The 15,810-nt window shown below is 65.9% G+C and carries 16 protein-coding genes; 9 read left to right on the top strand and 7 right to left on the bottom strand.

All coding sequences use genetic code 11. From position 1 onward, the window contains the following. The first annotated feature begins 10 nt into the window (after positions 1 to 10). Complete coding sequence (locus IE100_RS07820; protein ID WP_268245218.1) at positions 11 to 973, top strand: LacI family DNA-binding transcriptional regulator; 963 nt, start codon at positions 11 to 13, stop codon at positions 971 to 973. A 220-nt stretch (positions 974 to 1,193) separates the two neighbouring features. On the opposite strand, the gene IE100_RS07825 is transcribed toward IE100_RS07820, so the two are convergent. Genes IE100_RS07825 through IE100_RS07835 form a run of 3 tightly spaced genes read right to left on the bottom strand, consistent with a single transcriptional unit; the run spans position 1,194 to position 4,332 of the window. Further along, positions 1,194 to 1,841: a TetR/AcrR family transcriptional regulator gene (locus IE100_RS07825; RefSeq protein ID WP_189373548.1), complete on the bottom strand. Its 648-nt coding sequence runs from the start codon at positions 1,839 to 1,841 to the stop codon at positions 1,194 to 1,196. A gap of 2 nt (positions 1,842 to 1,843) precedes the next feature. Next, a complete protein-coding gene (locus IE100_RS07830) occupies positions 1,844 to 2,704 on the bottom strand; it encodes a mechanosensitive ion channel family protein (protein WP_189373549.1) in 861 nt (286 codons plus the stop codon). 17 nt (positions 2,705 to 2,721) lie between these two features. After that, complete coding sequence (locus tag IE100_RS07835) at positions 2,722 to 4,332, bottom strand: peptide chain release factor 3 (protein ID WP_189373550.1); 1,611 nt, start codon at positions 4,330 to 4,332, stop codon at positions 2,722 to 2,724. Positions 4,333 to 4,502: 170 nt separating this feature from the next. Here IE100_RS07835 and IE100_RS07840 point away from each other — a divergent pair, with 170 nt between their 5' ends. The 7 genes from IE100_RS07840 (at position 4,503) to IE100_RS07870 (ending at position 10,589) form a co-directional block, all read left to right on the top strand. Next, positions 4,503 to 5,111 (top strand): riboflavin synthase subunit alpha, encoded by a 609-nt coding sequence (locus IE100_RS07840; RefSeq protein ID WP_189373551.1) that lies wholly within the window; start codon positions 4,503 to 4,505, stop codon positions 5,109 to 5,111. Between the two features lie 64 nt (positions 5,112 to 5,175). Beyond that, on the top strand, positions 5,176 to 6,342 hold the full coding sequence (gene ribBA, locus IE100_RS07845; protein WP_229800281.1) for a bifunctional 3,4-dihydroxy-2-butanone-4-phosphate synthase/GTP cyclohydrolase II: 1,167 nt from the start codon (positions 5,176 to 5,178) through the stop codon (positions 6,340 to 6,342). 45 nt (positions 6,343 to 6,387) lie between these two features. Then, the gene (gene ribH, locus IE100_RS07850; RefSeq protein ID WP_189373553.1) at positions 6,388 to 6,855 is read left to right on the top strand and encodes a 6,7-dimethyl-8-ribityllumazine synthase; all 468 of its coding nucleotides are present in this window, start codon (positions 6,388 to 6,390) and stop codon (positions 6,853 to 6,855) included. 34 nt (positions 6,856 to 6,889) lie between these two features. Beyond that, on the top strand, positions 6,890 to 7,339 hold the full coding sequence (nusB, locus tag IE100_RS07855; RefSeq protein WP_189373554.1) for a transcription antitermination factor NusB: 450 nt from the start codon (positions 6,890 to 6,892) through the stop codon (positions 7,337 to 7,339). Positions 7,340 to 7,395: 56 nt separating this feature from the next. After that, positions 7,396 to 8,337 (top strand): thiamine-phosphate kinase, encoded by a 942-nt coding sequence (gene thiL, locus IE100_RS07860; RefSeq protein WP_189373555.1) that lies wholly within the window; start codon positions 7,396 to 7,398, stop codon positions 8,335 to 8,337. Then, complete coding sequence (locus tag IE100_RS07865) at positions 8,321 to 8,812, top strand: phosphatidylglycerophosphatase A family protein (protein WP_189373556.1); 492 nt, start codon at positions 8,321 to 8,323, stop codon at positions 8,810 to 8,812. Before thiL ends, IE100_RS07865 begins: the two co-directional genes overlap by 17 nt. Before the next feature lie 61 nt (positions 8,813 to 8,873). Beyond that, positions 8,874 to 10,589 (top strand): sensor domain-containing protein, encoded by a 1,716-nt coding sequence (locus IE100_RS07870; protein ID WP_189373557.1) that lies wholly within the window; start codon positions 8,874 to 8,876, stop codon positions 10,587 to 10,589. 61 nt (positions 10,590 to 10,650) lie between these two features. On the opposite strand, the gene IE100_RS07875 is transcribed toward IE100_RS07870, so the two are convergent. From IE100_RS07875 to IE100_RS07885, 3 genes are all read right to left on the bottom strand, one after another. Continuing rightward, complete coding sequence (locus IE100_RS07875; protein WP_189373558.1) at positions 10,651 to 11,970, bottom strand: DEAD/DEAH box helicase; 1,320 nt, start codon at positions 11,968 to 11,970, stop codon at positions 10,651 to 10,653. A 299-nt stretch (positions 11,971 to 12,269) separates the two neighbouring features. Further along, positions 12,270 to 13,046 (bottom strand): hydroxypyruvate isomerase family protein, encoded by a 777-nt coding sequence (locus IE100_RS07880; RefSeq protein ID WP_189373559.1) that lies wholly within the window; start codon positions 13,044 to 13,046, stop codon positions 12,270 to 12,272. 1 nt (position 13,047) lies between these two features. Continuing rightward, positions 13,048 to 13,929 carry an NAD(P)-dependent oxidoreductase gene (locus IE100_RS07885; protein WP_189373560.1) on the bottom strand — a complete coding sequence of 294 codons (882 nt, stop codon included), beginning with the start codon at positions 13,927 to 13,929 and terminating at the stop codon, positions 13,048 to 13,050. Positions 13,930 to 14,171: 242 nt separating this feature from the next. On the opposite strand from IE100_RS07885, the gene IE100_RS07890 reads away from it, so the two are divergent. Next, on the top strand, positions 14,172 to 14,930 hold the full coding sequence (locus IE100_RS07890) for a hypothetical protein (RefSeq protein WP_189373561.1): 759 nt from the start codon (positions 14,172 to 14,174) through the stop codon (positions 14,928 to 14,930). Between the two features lie 30 nt (positions 14,931 to 14,960). Here the strand turns inward: IE100_RS07890 and IE100_RS07895 are convergent, their stop codons facing one another. Continuing rightward, positions 14,961 to 15,761 (bottom strand): response regulator, encoded by an 801-nt coding sequence (locus IE100_RS07895; RefSeq protein ID WP_189373562.1) that lies wholly within the window; start codon positions 15,759 to 15,761, stop codon positions 14,961 to 14,963. Positions 15,762 to 15,810 lie beyond the last annotated feature (49 nt).

Genomic DNA, 15,810 nt, shown 5'->3' on the forward strand with positions numbered 1-15,810 from the left:
GATCAAGGATGTGGCAGCAGCGGCGGGCGTGTCCCCGTCAACCGTCTCCAGGGTGCTGTGCAACGGCCCGGTCAGCGACAAGGTGCGCAAGCGCGTCGAGGCGGCGATGGCCAGGCTGGACTACCGGCCCAATCTGGCGGCGCGCCGGCTGCGCTCGCAGCACACCGACACTATAGGATTGATCGTGTCGGATATCCGCAACCCGTTCTTTACCGCGGTCAGCCGCGCGGTGGAGGACGAGGCCTACCGCAACGGCATGCGCGTGATCCTGTGCAACACCGACGAGAACCCGGACAAGGAGGCGATGTACCTGCGCCTGATGCAGGAAGAGCGCGTCACCGGCGTGATCTTTGCGCCGACGCGGCAGATGGTGGCCAGCATCGATCCGCAGGCGCTGGGCTTTCCGGTGGTGATGATAGACCGCGTCAGCGCCGACGCCGCCACCGACGCGGTGGTGCTGGACAACCGCCGCGCCGCCGCGCAGCTGGTCGGCCACCTGCTGCAGCAGGGCTACCGCGACATCGGCGGCCTGTTCGGCAATACCAGCAACACCGGCATGGAACGCCACGCCGGCTTCAGCGAGGCGTTGCAGCAGGCCGGTTTGGCCGCGCCGGCGCGTTTCGTGGCGCCAAGCGTTGAGGCGGCGGAGCAGGCGGTGCTGCAGTGGCTGGCCGAGCCGGCGCGACCGCAGGCGCTGCTGGTCAGCAACGGCGTGCTGCTCTTGGGGGCGGTGCGCGCACTCAAGTCCGCCGGCCTGCACTGGCCGCAGGATGTGGCGCTGGTCGGCTTCGACAACGAGGTGTGGACCGATCTGCTCGGCGACGGCCTGACCGTGGTGGAGCAGCCGGTGAACGAGATCGGCCGCACCGCGATGGCGATGCTGCTGGAGCGGCTGGACGAGCCGGAGCGCAGCCAGCGCATCGTGGTGCTGCAGGGCAAGCTGGTGGTGCGCGGCAGCAGCCTGACGCTGTAAGCGCTTGTTCAATGTCTGCTGCGCTTCGGCGAAACGGCGTTGAAAATGCCTTCGGAATACTCATTTACCCCACGTAAACTCCGCTTCCTCAGTCATTTTCGCCTTGTCTCGCGTGAGCGCGCGAGACTTTGAACAGGCGCTAAGCGATTCCGGCGCATCAAAACCATTGCGGCCAACCTTGTACAAGGTTGGCCGCAGTGGTTTCAGGCTGTCGCGCCGCTCAGTCGCGCAGCTGGCGGGCCAGCAGCTGCTGGAAGGCGGGCTGGAACTCGGGGCTGGCGTAGGGCTTCAGCAGCGCCAGCACCTGGCGCACGCCGCGATGGCCGGACGCCTCGTTGATCGGCTCGTTGGGGCGCGCGGTCTGCTCGAAGGCGAACCAGAACTTCACCACCAGCCAGACATTGACCGACACCGCCTCGATGTCCTCCAGCGCCATCTGCAGCAGACCCAGGCGGATGAACTCGCGGAAGTGGCCCTCCAGGATCGCCTTCATCTCGTTGTGCACGAACTGGTGGTAGTCGCGCTGCAGCTGCGGATTGCGCGCCATCAGCCCGGGCAGGTCGTAGAACATGAAGCGGAAGCGCCACATCGCCTCGAACGCGGTATCGAGGTAGTTGACCAGATCGGCAATGTCCATCGACTGATGCTGCGGCACGGCCAGTCGCTCGGTGATGAAGCCGCGATAGCGCAGGAAGATCTGGTAGACGATCTCTTCCTTGTTGCGGAAGTGGTAGTAGAGGTTGCCGGGGCTGATGCCGAGGTGGGCGGCGATGTGGTTGGTGGTGATGTTGCGCTCGCCGTGCTCGTTGAACAGGGTCAGGCTCTCCTGCACGATGCGGTCGTAGGTCTTGAGGCGGGTTTTTTGCATGGTCAGTCCGCGGCAGGCGCCGCCGTGTGCGGTTCGGTTTCCGGGAAGCACTCGAACATGAAGCGATGCAGGATGGCCTGCTCGACGCGCTGCCGGTCGCGCGGTGGCAGCGCGATGCGGGCGATCAGGCGGTACTCCTTCTCGCTCGCCGGCTGCAGCGAGATGCGCGGCGCCACCGACGGCGTGTCCATCAGCAGCTTGCTTTCCAGCATCGCCATGTGCCGGCGGGCACCGTCCAGATACGGCGCACAGGCCTCGTCGGCGATCTCCTGCAGCAGGCGCTCGGCACGGGCAGGGCGCACGCTGTAGGGTAGCGGGATGGTGATGATGTGCATCACGTAGTCGCCGGTGAAGTTCTCGCGCGCCACCGGCTGGCTCAGCAGCAGGCTGTTGGGGAAGCTCAGCGCGCGGCCGGTGATCTGGTGCGCGTCGTGACGCGGACCGATCTCGATCACGGTGGTGCTGAGCATGGTGATGTCCATCACCCGGCCGCGGATGCTGCCGATCTCGATGATGTCGCCCAGTTCGTAGCTGCCCGACATCGAGCGCACCAGCCCGCCACCCAGGCACATCAGCAGCTCCTTGGTCGCCACCACCAGCGCCGCGGTGAACGCCACCATGGACAGCGCGATGGTCTGCAACTCGCGCGCCCAGATGGTGACGAAGCCGGCCAGTCCGATGATGATCATCGCGTTGCGGATGTTGATCATCCAGCGGCGACGGGTATCCACCGGCACCCGCGGGTTGGCCGCAATGGTGCGCACGATGCTGCCGTAAACCAGCAGCAGCACCACGACCAGCACCGCGGAGCGGAAGAAGTCCGAACCGTAGCTGTGAAACAACGAGACAAGCCAGGCGGGCATCAGCGCATCCCCCGTCATCAATCGTTCAGCTTCACCGCGTGTTCACGCGTCTCGTGGAACACGATGTCCGGCCAGCGCTCCTGCGTCAGCGCCAGGTTGACGCGGTTGGGCGCCAGGTAGGCGAGGTTGCCGCCGGCGTCGGTGGCGATGTTCATCGCCAGCGCGTCGCTGAATTCGTCCAGCTTCTTGCGGTTGTCGCAGCTGAACCAGCGCGCCGACCAGATATTGGACGACTCGAACACGGCGTCCACGCCGTACTCTGCGGCCAACCTGGAGGCCACCACTTCGAACTGCAGCACGCCGACCGCGCCCAGGATCAGGTCGCCGCCGCTGTGCGGCTTGAACACCTGCACCGCGCCTTCCTCGCCCAGCTGTTGCAGGCCTTTCTGCAGCTGCTTCAGCTTCAGCGGGTTCTTGATGCGCACGCTGCGGAACATTTCCGGCGCAAAGAACGGGATGCCGGTAAAGGTCAGCTCTTCGCCGGAGGAGAAGCTGTCGCCGATCTGGATGTTGCCGTGGTTGGGGATGCCGATGATGTCGCCGGCGAACGCCTCTTCCACGATCTCGCGGTCGTGCGACATGAAGGTCACCACCGAGCTGGCCGAGATTTCGCGGTTCAGGCGCAGGTGCTTCATCTTCATGCCGCGCTCGAACTTGCCCGAGCACACGCGCAGGAAGGCGATGCGGTCGCGGTGTTTCGGATCCATATTGGCCTGGATCTTGAACACGAAGCCGGAGAACTTGCCCTCGGTCGGCGCCACGTCGCGCACGGTGGCGTCGCGGTGCTGCGGCGCCGGCGCCCAGTTGATCAGCGCGTCCAGGATCTCGCGCACGCCGAAGTTGTTGATCGCCGAGCCGAAGAACACCGGCGTCAGCTCGCCGGCCAGGAACTCGTCCAGATTCCACTCGTTGGACGCGCCCTTGACCAGTTCGATCTCCATGCGCAGCTGCTCCATTTCCAGCGGGAACAGTTCGTCCAGGCGCGGGTTGTCGATGCCCTTGATCACCTCGATGTCGGTGATCAGCTTCTCGCTGCCGGCCTCGAACAGGATCACTTCATCGGACAGCAGGCTGTATACGCCGCGGAAGGCCTTACCCATGCCGATCGGCCAGGTGATCGGCGCGCAGCGGATCTTCAGCACGTTCTCGACTTCGTCCAGCAGCTCCAGCGAATCGCGCACTTCACGGTCGTACTTGTTCATGAAGGTGACGATGGGGGTGTTGCGCAGGCGGCAGACGTTCAGCAGCTTGATGGTCTGCTCTTCCACGCCCTTGGCGGCGTCGATCACCATCAGCGCGCTGTCCACCGCGGTCAGGACGCGGTAGGTATCCTCGGAGAAGTCCTGGTGGCCCGGGGTGTCCAGCAGGTTCACGGTGTGGTCGCGGTAGTCGAACTGCATCACCGACGACGCGACCGAGATGCCGCGCTGCTTCTCGATTTCCATCCAGTCGGAGGTGGCGAACTTGCCGCCTTTCTTGCCCTTGACGGTACCGGCCATCTGGATCGCGCCGGAGAACAGCAGCAATTTTTCGGTCAGCGTGGTTTTACCGGCGTCGGGGTGGGAGATGATGGCGAAGGTGCGGCGACGGGCAACTTCATCGGCAATACGGATCAGTTCGGCGGACATGGCTTCCAGTAGGGCAAAGATTCGGAAAAACAGGCGATTGTACTGGATTTCGGCCGGCTTTTGCGCGCCGGCATACCGGCTTTCGGCCAACCTTGCCGGCAGCGAGGTCGGATTTTGCGCTGCAACGCGGTACAATCGGCGATCGTTTGTCCTGAAATGAAGGCAAAACCATGTTCACCGGCATTGTGCAAGGCATGGCGCGCATCGTCGCCATCGAAGAAAAAACCGCATTCCGCAGCCACCGGCTGGCGCTGCCGGCCGAGCTGCTGCCCGGCCTGCAGATCGGCGCCTCGGTGGCGCACAACGGCTGCTGCCTGACGGTAACCCGCATCGACGGCGAGGAGGTCAGCTTCGACCTGATGGCCGAGACCCTGCGCCTGACCAATCTCGGCGCGCTTAAGGTCGGCGACTTGGTCAACGTCGAGCGCGCGGCGAAGTTCGGCGACGACATCGGCGGCCACGCGATGTCCGGCCACATCATGGCCACCGCCACCGTGACCGATGTCATCAGCAGCCCGGACAACCGCACCGTGTGGTTCCGCCTGCCGGCGGCACTGAGCAAATACGTGCTGAAGAAGGGCTATATCGGTATTGATGGCTGCAGCCTGACCATCGGCGACGTACAGGGTGACACCTTCTGCGTGCACCTGATCCCGGAAACGCTGCAGCGCACGCTGATGGGCGTGCGCCAGGCCGGCGACATCGTCAACATCGAGATCGACCCGCAAACCCAGGCCATCGTCGACACCGTGGAGCGGGTACTGGCGGCGCGCGCATGACGCGCTGCGGCCAAGGTTGGCCGCAACAACAGATTACAGGCGCGCGGGCGCACCCCGCCCGCGCATGAATGTTACGCAGCAAGTCTGGCACGCACCGCGTGCGGGAGAACACAGCATGAGCATTTCCCCGATCCAAGAAATCATCGCCGACATCAAGGCCGGCAAGATGGTGGTCCTGATGGACGCCGAAGACCGCGAGAACGAAGGCGACCTGGTGATGGCCGCCGAACACGTGACGCCGGAAGCGATCAACTTCATGGCCAAGTTCGGCCGTGGCCTGATCTGCCTGACGCTGACCGAAGAGCGCTGCAAGCAGCTGAACCTGCCGATGATGGCCACCAACAACGGCACCAGCTTCGGCACCAACTTCACCGTGTCGATCGAGGCCGCCGAGGGCGTGACCACCGGCATTTCCGCCGCCGACCGCGCCCACACTACCTTGGTGGCGGTGGCACGCGACGCTCGGCCGACCGACATCGTGCAGCCCGGCCACGTGTTCCCGCTGAAGGCGCAAAAGGGCGGCGTGCTGGTGCGCGCCGGCCACACCGAAGCCGGCTGCGACCTGTCGCGTCTGGCTGGCCTTGAGCCGGCGTCGGTGATCTGCGAGATCATGAACGACGACGGCACCATGGCCCGTCTGCCGGAGCTGCTGGAGTTCGCCAAGGAGCACGGCCTCAAGGTCGGCACCATCGCCGACCTGATCCACTACCGCAGCCGCACCGAGTGCTTTGTCGAGGAAGTCGGCCAGCGGCTGGCGGAAACGCCGTTCGGCGCCTTCCAGCTGCACGTGTTCCAGGACGTATTGACCCGCGCCACGCACCTGGCGCTGGTTTGCGGCCAACCTTCTGCCGATACCGAAACGCTGGTGCGCGTGCACGAACCGCTGTCGGTGATGGACCTGCTCGACCCGATGGGCGGCAAGCACAGCTGGACCATCCCCAACGCGCTGGAGGAAATCGCGGAGAAGGGCTGCGGCGTGGTGATCCTGCTGCACCGTCCGGAATCCGGTGCCGACATCCTGGCGCGTGCGCTGCCGGAACAGGCGGAAAGCACCGTCCGCCAGCGCTGGGACAGCAAGACCTTCGGTATCGGCGCGCAGATGCTGCGCGCGCTGGGCGTGGGCAAGATGAAGCTGATGGCCTCGCCGATCAACCTGCCGTCGATGACCGGTTTCGGGCTGGAAGTCACCGGCTTTGCCCAACCTGAACACGTGCACGTCGATTTGGATTAAAATACGCCCCTTTTCGTGATTGGCTTTCGCCGCAAGGAGAACCGGATGCTGGACCAAGTAAACCGTATTGCCCCCGACCTGTCTGCCAACGGCCTGAAAATCGGCGTCGTCATGGGCCGCTTCAACGAGGTGGTGTGCCACGGTCTGCGCGATGCGTGCTTGTCCGAGCTGGTGGCGCTGGGCGTGAACCCGGCCGACATCACCCTGGCCACGGTGCCGGGCGCGCTGGAAGCGCCGCTGGTACTGCAAACCATGGCCAAATCCGGCCGCTTTGACGCGCTGATCGCGCTGGGCGCGGTGATCCGCGGCGAGACCTATCACTTCGAGCTGGTATCCAACGAATCCGGCGCGGGCGTCACCCGTGTCGGCCTCGATTTCGACATCCCGATCGCCAATGCCATTCTGACCACCGAAACCGACGAGCAAGCCGAGGTGCGCATGTCGGTGAAGGGGCGCGAAGCCGCGCAGGTGGCGATCGAGATGGTCAATCTGCACAAGACCCTGCGTGGCTGAGCCGCGCCTGTTCTTTAAATAAAGGAAGCCGTACATGAAAACCGCACGCCGCCGTGCCCGCGAATACGCAGTCCAGGGCATCTACGAGTGGCAGCTGAATGCTGACCGTCCCGCGTCGCTGATCGAAAAGCACCTGCGCGAGAACGACTACTTCGTCAAGGCCGACGAAGCCCTGTTCCGTGAAATCCTGTTCGGCGTACTGCGCGACGTGACCGAGCTGTCCAAACGCCTGCAGCCGTACTACGACCGCGACGAGCAGGAAGTCAGCCCGGTCGAGCGCGCCATCATGCTGATGGCCGCCTTCGAGCTGTGCTCGCACCCGCAGACGCCGTACCCGGTAATCATCAACGAGGCGATCGAGATCGCCAAGACCTTCGGCGGCACCGACGGCCACAAGTTCGTCAACGGAGTGCTGGACAAGTTTGCCGCCGACGTGCGCGCCGACGAAGTGCAGACCATCCGCAGCCGCCGTCAGGGCGCCTGAGCGCGGTTTGCTTCCGTATCACACCCGCCACGGCGGGTGTTTTTATTTGTCACGCCATGAATGAATTCGAACTGATCCGCCGCCACTTCACTCAGACGGCACCGGACGCCGTGCTCGGCGTCGGTGACGACGCCGCCATCGTGCGCCCCAGCCCCGGCCACGACCTGCACGTGTCGGTAGACATGCTGGTGGCCGGGCGCCACTTTTTCCCCGATGTCGACCCCGAGGCGCTGGGCCACAAGACGCTGGCGGTCAACCTGTCGGACATGGCGGCAATGGGCGCCACGCCGCGCTGGGCACTGCTGTCGCTGGCGCTGCCGGAACTGGATGATGCCTGGGTGGAAGCCTTCGCGCGCGGCTTTTTCGGGCTGGCGGCGCAGCATGGCGTCAGCGTCATCGGCGGCGACACCACGCGCGGCCCGCTGACGCTGTCGGTGACCATCTTCGGCGAAACGCCGCACGGCCAGGCGCTGCGCCGCGACGCGGCGCAAGCCGGCGACGACATCTGGGTGTCCGGCGAGCTGGGGCTGGCCGCAGCCGCGCTGCAACAACGCCTCGGCCGCCTGAGCCTGGACCTGCCGCCCGAATGCCGCCGGCAGCTGGAGTGGCCGCAGCCACGGGTGGCACTGGGCCGGGCCTTGCTCGGCATCGCCCATGCGGCGCTGGATATTTCCGACGGCTTTGCCGCCGACCTGCACCACATTCTCGACCGCTCCGCCTGCGGCGCCGAGGTCTGGCTGGACGCTTTGCCGACCCATCCGGCGCTGCACGGTGTCCGCGCGCAGCTGCTGTCCTGTATCGCCGCCGGTGGCGACGACTACGAGCTGTGCTTCACCGTCAGCCCGGCCCGGACCGCCGAGGTTGAGGTGGCGGCACGTCAGGCCGGCGTGGCGGTGACCAAGGTTGGCCGCATCGTGGCCGAGCCGGGTTTGCGGCTACTGGATGGTCACGGCACGGTCGTGACGCTGGAAAGGCTGGGCTATGACCACTTCGCGTAAACCGGATCGCGCCTTTTTGCTGGCGCGGCCGGCGCACTTTCTGGCGCTGGGCTTTGGCAGCGGCCTGATCACGCCGGCGCCCGGCACCTGGGGCACGCTGGCGGCCTTGCCGCTGGCCGCGCTCTTGCTGTGGCTAGGGGTCAGCGGCGGGGCGCTGGCACTGCTGACGCTGCCGCTGTTCCTGCTTGGCGTCTGGCTGTGCGACGTCACCGGCCGCGCGCTGGGGGTGGCCGATTCCGGCCACATCGTGTGGGACGAGATCGTGGCGATGCTGCTGGTGCTGGCCCTGGTGCCGGCCACGCCGCTGTGGTGGGCGCTGGCTTTTGCCGCCTTCCGCCTGTTCGATATCGTCAAGCCGTGGCCGATACGCTGGCTGGACCGCCACGTGCACGGCGGCTTCGGCGTGATGCTGGACGACGCTGTCGCCGCCCTGTTTGCAACACTATTGTTACGACTGCTGCAGCCACTGCTATAGAAGTCTTGTTATCTCCATGACATATCCGTAATATGCCCGGACTTTTTCCCGGGTTACGGACATGCAGAACGTGCTTGATGATGGCCTGCTGACGCTGCTGCACGGCGCGACAGCGCCCTGGCTGGTACTCGATGCGCAACAGCGGCTGCGCGCCTGCAATCCTGCGGCCGGGCAATTGCTGGGCGAGGCCGCACCCGTCGGCATGACGCTGCCGATTATCCCGCCGGGCGAGTGGCGGGGCGCGCCACTGCCGGCGGACATGCTGCCTTGCCTGCTGGATTCGCGCCTGTTCGGCCTGCTACCCGGCCCGCAGGCGAACACGCTGACCGCCTACCGCCTCGTGCCTCTGCAAGACTGGCACGAGCAGGAGCAGAAGCGCCGCCAGCGCGAACACTACCTGCAAATCCTCTCCGATCTGGCCGCCTCCGGCGAAAAGGATCGCCTGCACCGGCTGGACATCGCCCTGGCTGCCGGCGCCGCGGCACTGGGCATGGAGATCGCCTTTGTCGCCCAGCGCAAGGGCGCGCAGCTGGAGATCATTGCCTGTCACGCCGGCGACGACCTGAGCCGCGGCAAATCCCTGCCGCTGGACCTAACCTATTGCGAACGCACGCTGCAGAACGGCCAGCTGCTGTGCCTGCCGGACGTGCTGGAAACGGCGCTGGCCGACAGCGCCTGCTACCGCGAATTCCGCTTTCGTGCCTATATCGGCGTGCCGCTGCTGGTGCAGGGGCAGATCTTTGGCACGCTCGCCTTCTGTGCCAGCGCACCGCGCGCGCCGTTCTCCAGCGCCGACACCGAGTTCGTGCAGCATCTGGCGCGCTGGGCGGCGGTCGTGGTGGAGCGCAAACTGGCCGCCGACGAGGCAATGCAGACCCAGCAGGCGATGGAAGAGCAGTTGGGCTGGCTGCGGCTGGCGGGGCAGGTGGCCCAGCTGGGGCACTGGAGCTACGCGCCGCAGGACGGGCAGGTGTCGCTGTCGCAAGAGGCCTGCCGCCTACTGGCCGTCGCGCTGCGCTCGCTGTTACCGCTGGTGGAGGTGGAGCGCCGGATGCTGGTGCAGGATCGCCAGCGCTGGCGCGATGCACTCCAGCACAGCCTGCAGCAGCGCACGCCGCTGGCACTGGAAGTACGCCTGCGCCACGGCGACAGTGGTTACGGCTGGCTGGCCTTGCGCGCGCAGGTGGTGGAGCGCGACGGCGAGCCGCTGCTGTTTGGCGTGCTGATGGATGTCACCGACGCCAAGGAGTCGCAGCAGCTGATCCAGTACCAGGCCTCGCACGACGCGCTGACCGGCTGCATCAACCGCACCCTGCTGTTCGACCGGCTGGGGCAGGAGATCCGCCGCGCCGAACGGCTACGCCAGCGCTTCGCGGTGATGTTCGTCGACCTGGATCGCTTCAAGCAGGTCAATGACCGCTACGGCCACGCCGCCGGCGACAAGGTGCTGCAGACCGTGGCCGACCGCCTGATGGCGCTGCTGCGCCGCTCCGACACCGTGGCGCGGGTCGGTGGTGACGAGTTCGTGCTGCTGATCCCGCAGGTCGGCGACGAACTGACCCTGGCGACGCTGGCGCGCAAGGTCGAGATGGCCATCGACCGGCCGGTGCGCGACGAGACCGCGCTGTATCGTGTTTCCGCCAGCATCGGCGTGGCCCTGTATCCGGAGGATGGCGACGAGCCGGAGCTGCTGCTGCGTGCCGCCGACCGCAAGATGTACTCCGACAAGTCGGCCATCGCGCGCGTCACTGAGGTCGTGCCGCCAATCCGGCGGTAGCCAAGGTTGGCCGCAAACAAAAAAATCCCCGATGCAGGCATCGGGGATTTTTCATGTCGCCTTACTCGGCGCGTGGGGCACGGCTACCGCTGTAGCTGCCGCCACTGCCGCTGCGGCGTGGACCGCTGCCGCTGCGACCGGCGTAACCGCCGCCGCTACCCGGCTTGCGATCGCCGTAGCCGCCGCCGTTACCGCGACGCGGGCCGTTGTTGCGGGCGCCGGCCGGACGGCCTTTCGGTGGGCGACGGGTCGGCTCCAGGCCAGGAATCACGGCTTCGGTCAGCGAGCGCTTGATGTACTGCTCGATACGACGCACGCGGTGGAATTCGCGCGATTCGGCGATGGTGATCGCCACGCCGCTACGGCCGGCACGACCGGTACGACCGATACGGTGTACGTAGTCTTCCGCCTGTTTCGGCAGGTCGTAGTTCACCACCAGGCCGATGGCCGGCACGTCGATACCGCGGGCGGCCACGTCGGTGGCAACCAGGATCTTGATGCGACCGCGACGCAGGTCGTTCAGGGTACGGTTACGCCAGTTCTGCGGCATGTCGCCGTGCAGGCAGGCGGCGGAGTAGCCCATGTCCGACAGCTTGTCGGCGATTTCTTCGGAGCCGATCTTGGTGGCGCTGAACACGACCGCCTGTTCGAAGTCGGCTTCTTTCAGGATGGCGTCCAGCAGACGGGCCTTGTGGGAATTGTCGTCGGCGTAGAGCAGGTGTTCTTCGATGCTGCCGCCGTCTTCCTTGCGTGCGATCTCGATGCGCTGTGGCGAACGGGTCATTTTCTCGGCCATGCGGCCAACGATGCCGTCCAGCGTGGCGGAGAACAGCAGGGTCTGGCGCTCGGCCGGGGTGGCCGCAACGATGGTCTCGATGTCTTCGATGAAGCCCATGTCCAGCATGCGGTCGGCTTCATCCAGAATCAGCATTTCCAGGCGGGAGAAGTCGATGCGACCGGAGCGCATGTGGTCCATCAGGCGGCCCGGGGTGGCGACGATGATGTCGACCGGACGCGACAGCGCGCGGGTCTGGAAGCCGAACGAAGCGCCGCCGACCAGAGTCACGGTGCGCAACCAGCGCAGGTGCTCGCCGTAAACCTGGGCGTTCTTTTCTACCTGGGATGCCAGTTCGCGGGTCGGAGTCAGTACCAGAACGCGCGGGCCATTGCCGGAGCCTTTGGAGCGCTCACCCATTTTGGTCAGCGCAGGCAGCAGGAAGGCGGCGGTCTTACCGCTACCGGTTTGTGCCGATACCAGCAGGTCCTTGCCCAGCAGGGCGGCAGGAATGGCTTCAGCCTGAACGTCGGTCGGGCTTTCGTAGCCGGATTTGGTCAGTGCTTGAACGATAGGTTCTGGGAGTCCGAGATCGGAGAAATGCATGGTGATCCTTTCAGTCCGGCTTATGGCCGGTGCGTTAGCCCGCTAAGGGTTACAGGTCATCGAACCAACCTGACAAAGCGGCGAACTGCAGTCCGAACGGAAAGGACGAGGCGAGAAACGAAGCCAAAAACGGTCAGATACGATGAAATCGTGGAAGCTGGCGGCGCGGGTGTTTCCGCTCAGCAAATCAGGAAAGGGCGCATTCTATGGAAATTAATTACGCTTGGCAAGCGTTTTCTGCGAACAACAGCGGCAAGTAGCTGATTTTTAATTATGCTGCGACGCAGCAACAGAAAAAATCAGCGCCGGGAAGCAAGCCAGTGCAGGCTGTCCGCCGTACTGGTGGCCGGTTTGTACTCGGCGGCGCACCATCCGGTATAGCCAAGCTCGTCCAGCAAGGCAAAGACTTGTGCCAGCGGCAGCTCGCCCGTGCCGGGCTCGTGGCGACCGGGGCAATCGGCAAACTGGACATGGCCGGTCTGCGACAGGTACTGCACCAGCGTGGCGGCAAGGTCCAGTTGCATCCGCGCCAGGTGGTAGAGGTCCAGCTGCATGCCGACATTGGGGTGCGCCGCCTCGGCCAGCACCTCGGCCAGCTCGGCCGGTGTGCTCACCACAAAGCCGGGCATATCGAACGTGTTGATCGCCTCGCAGGTGACGCGAATGCCGTGCGCCGCCAACCGCTCGCCCGCCAGCACAAGGTTGGCCGCAAGCGTTTGCCGCGTCAGCGTCTCGTCCTGCCGCGGATCGAAGCGGCCCGCCAGCACATTGACCATGCGCACCCCCAGCACCCGCGCGTAGTGCTCGCCCTCGGCCAGCGCCGCCTGGAATGAGGCGGCGCGCGCCGGGTGGCTGGCCAGCCCGCAGCCGCCGCTCATCAGGTCGCCGGCCGGCAGGTTGATCAGGATGATGTCGACCGCAGCGGCTGCGGCGGCATCGCGCAGCAGCGGCGCCGGGTAGTCGTACGGGAACTGGATCTCGACCGCGTCAAAACCGGCGGCAGCGGCGGCGGCGAAACGCGCCGGCAACGGCAGCTCGGTAAACAGCAGCGACAGGTTGGCGGCAAAACGCGGCATCTCAGCGCTCCTTGTTGTCGGGCAGATAACAGGCAATCACCGTGCTCAGGTCCTGCTCGGCGTAGCCGGCATCGGCATGGACGGCCATCAGCCCGGCCGCGAGGCTGGCCAGGGGCAGGGTGGCGCCGTGTTCGGCCGCCAGCTGGCGGGCATGGCCGAGGTCCTTGAGCAGGGTGGACACCTTCCATTGCAGCGGCTGGAATTGGCGCTGCGCCATGCGCGGCGCCAGGATCTGGAACGGCAGCGAATCGGCGAAGCCACCGGCCAGCGCCGCCGGCAGCAGGCTGGCGTCGATGCCGGCCGCCTCCGCCAGCTGCACCGTTTCGGCGATCAGCATCGCATTGCTGGCCACGATCAGCTGGTTGCAGACCTTGGCGACCTGCCCGGCACCGTGGCCGCCGATGTGGCTCAGCCGCTGCGACAGACAGGCGGCAACGGGCTGCAGGCGGGCGATGTCCCGTGCCTCGCCGCCGGCCATGATCACCAGCGTGCCATTTTCCGCGCCGCGCACGCCACCGGACACCGGCGCATCGACCCAGCCCGCGCCGTGTTCGGCTGCCTGCTGCGCCAGCTGCCGGGTCAGCGCCGGCGAGGTGCTGGAAAAATCGACCAGCAACTGGCCGGGGCGCAGCTGCGCACGGATGCCGTCCTCCGCCTGCCACACCGCCTGTACCGCCTCGTCATTGGCCAGGCACAGCATGACGATGTCACTACCGCGCACCAGTTCGCCAAGGTTGGCCGCAACGCTGCCCCCCGCGGCGCGCAGGCTGTCGGCCTTGACCGCGGAGCGGTTCCACACCATCAGCGGATACCCGGCCGCCAGCAGGCGCCGGCACATCGGCACCCCCATCAACCCCAGTCCGACAAAACCCAGCGCTGCCATCGTTCGCTCCCCGAATCCGGCATCCGCCGCACGAAAAAAAAGCCGGCACGAGGCCGGCCACAAAGCACTTGGTAAAACAAGGGAAGGATGCCTGCACAGCCAGTGCGCAGGCGTCCGCGCCTAGCATTGCAAGCAACTTTCAGCGCGACATCGAGCTTACCCGCTTTCAGATGACATCACAATCCAGGTTCGTGGCGGCGCGGCTTTCCGCTACAATCGCGCCTTTTTTCCGGAGCCATCCCGTGTCTGTTCCGTTCCATCCCGTTCGTTATGCTGCCAGCCGGCCATGGGCCAAGCGGGTGGCGCACCTGTTTGAACATGGCGGCAAGACCGCCGTCGCCGACTGCGACGCCTTGCTGCGTCGCACGCTGCAGGCGGCACCCGGTGGCGCAGGGCAGGATACGGTCCGTCAGGAGGCCGAAGGGCTGCTGGCCCAGGCCTATGGCCACTTCGTGCGTCACGGTCGCCAGTTGCTGCTGTGCGATGCGGCACTGGATGCCGCGCTGGCGGCGACGCACCCGCCCAAGGCATTGCCACCGGCGCCGACCCTACCGCTGGCGGCGTGCTTCATCGCGCTGCCGGATGGTTGCGGCGCCTATGTGCGTCGTGACGAGGAGGGTGCCTGGCAGGTGCTGATGCTGGCCGCCGGTTTTGCACAGGGAAACAGTGCCTGGTGGCAGCAGAACGCCGAGGTGCTGGCGCTGACCCTGCGCGGCGGCGACAGCCTGCAGTTGCCGGACATCCCGGCAGTGCAGCCATGGCGCGCGGCACTGCTGAGCCTGTTCAACCATCTGGCGCTGCTGACGCAGCCACGCTGCCAGCTGGCTGCCGCCATCAGCCCGGCGGAGCAGACCACAGCCTTGCGCCGCGGCGAACTGCCGGCACGCCTGTTGTCGTGGCAGGGAGAACTGGCGCAGTCCGAAGCGTACGGCAAGGAAGGCTATTGGCGCCGCCAAGCGGCCGGCGGCGCAGAACGCCTGGTGTGGGTGCCGCCCCGCTGACACCGGCAGCGCTGGGCGCGACCCTGAGCATTACAGAAACTGGCTGATCAGGCTTTTCAGGGTGCCGATGTCGAACGGCTTGTCGCAGATGGCGGACACGCCGGCCTCTTCGACTGCGGCCAACCTTTGCTCGTCCTGCTCGCCGGACACCATCAGGATCGGCACCGAAACCAGCTGGCTGCTGGTGCGGACATGCTCGATCAGCTCGCGGCCGTCCATCTCCGGCATGTTGTAGTCGGTGATGATCAGGTCGAAATAATTGCCGGCTGCCAGCAGGCCGACCGCGCTGCGGCCGTTGTCGGCTTCGGCGATCTCGCAAAAACCGAAGCGTTCCAGCACACTGCGCATGAAGCCGCGCGACACGGTGCTGTCGTCGACCAGCAGGATCTTCTTCGCGTACAAATCCAGCGACTCCAGTTCGCTGCGGGTGTCTTCGACATTGAGGTAATCGAGCGAACTGCTGATCGCCTTGTCCAGTTGCGCCGGGGTGAACGGCTTGGGCAGGATCGCCATCGCGCCGGCCTGGCGGATCGCATCCAGCTGCTGCGGCCGCGTTTCGCTGGAAACCAGCACGAACGGCATCTCGCGCACCCGCTCGTCGCCGCGCATCGCCATCACCAGCTCCGCGCCGGTCATGTCCGGCAGGTACATCGCGCTGATCACGATGTCCGGCAATGGCGGCAGATGGATGCGCGCCAGCGCCTCGGCGCCGCTCTCGACGCGATCGACCCGCTCGATGCCCAGTTCCTGCAGATGATGCTGGATGATCTGTCCCTGTGCCCGTGAAGGCTCCACCAGACAGACCGTCAGGTGACACATGTCGAAAAGCATAGTCGGTACCCGTTACACAGTGTGCCCCAGCATAGACGACCGCCGCCGG

Origin of the sequence: Vogesella alkaliphila (genome assembly GCF_014652475.1) — a bacterium.
GTDB lineage: Bacteria > Pseudomonadota > Gammaproteobacteria > Burkholderiales > Chromobacteriaceae > Vogesella > Vogesella alkaliphila.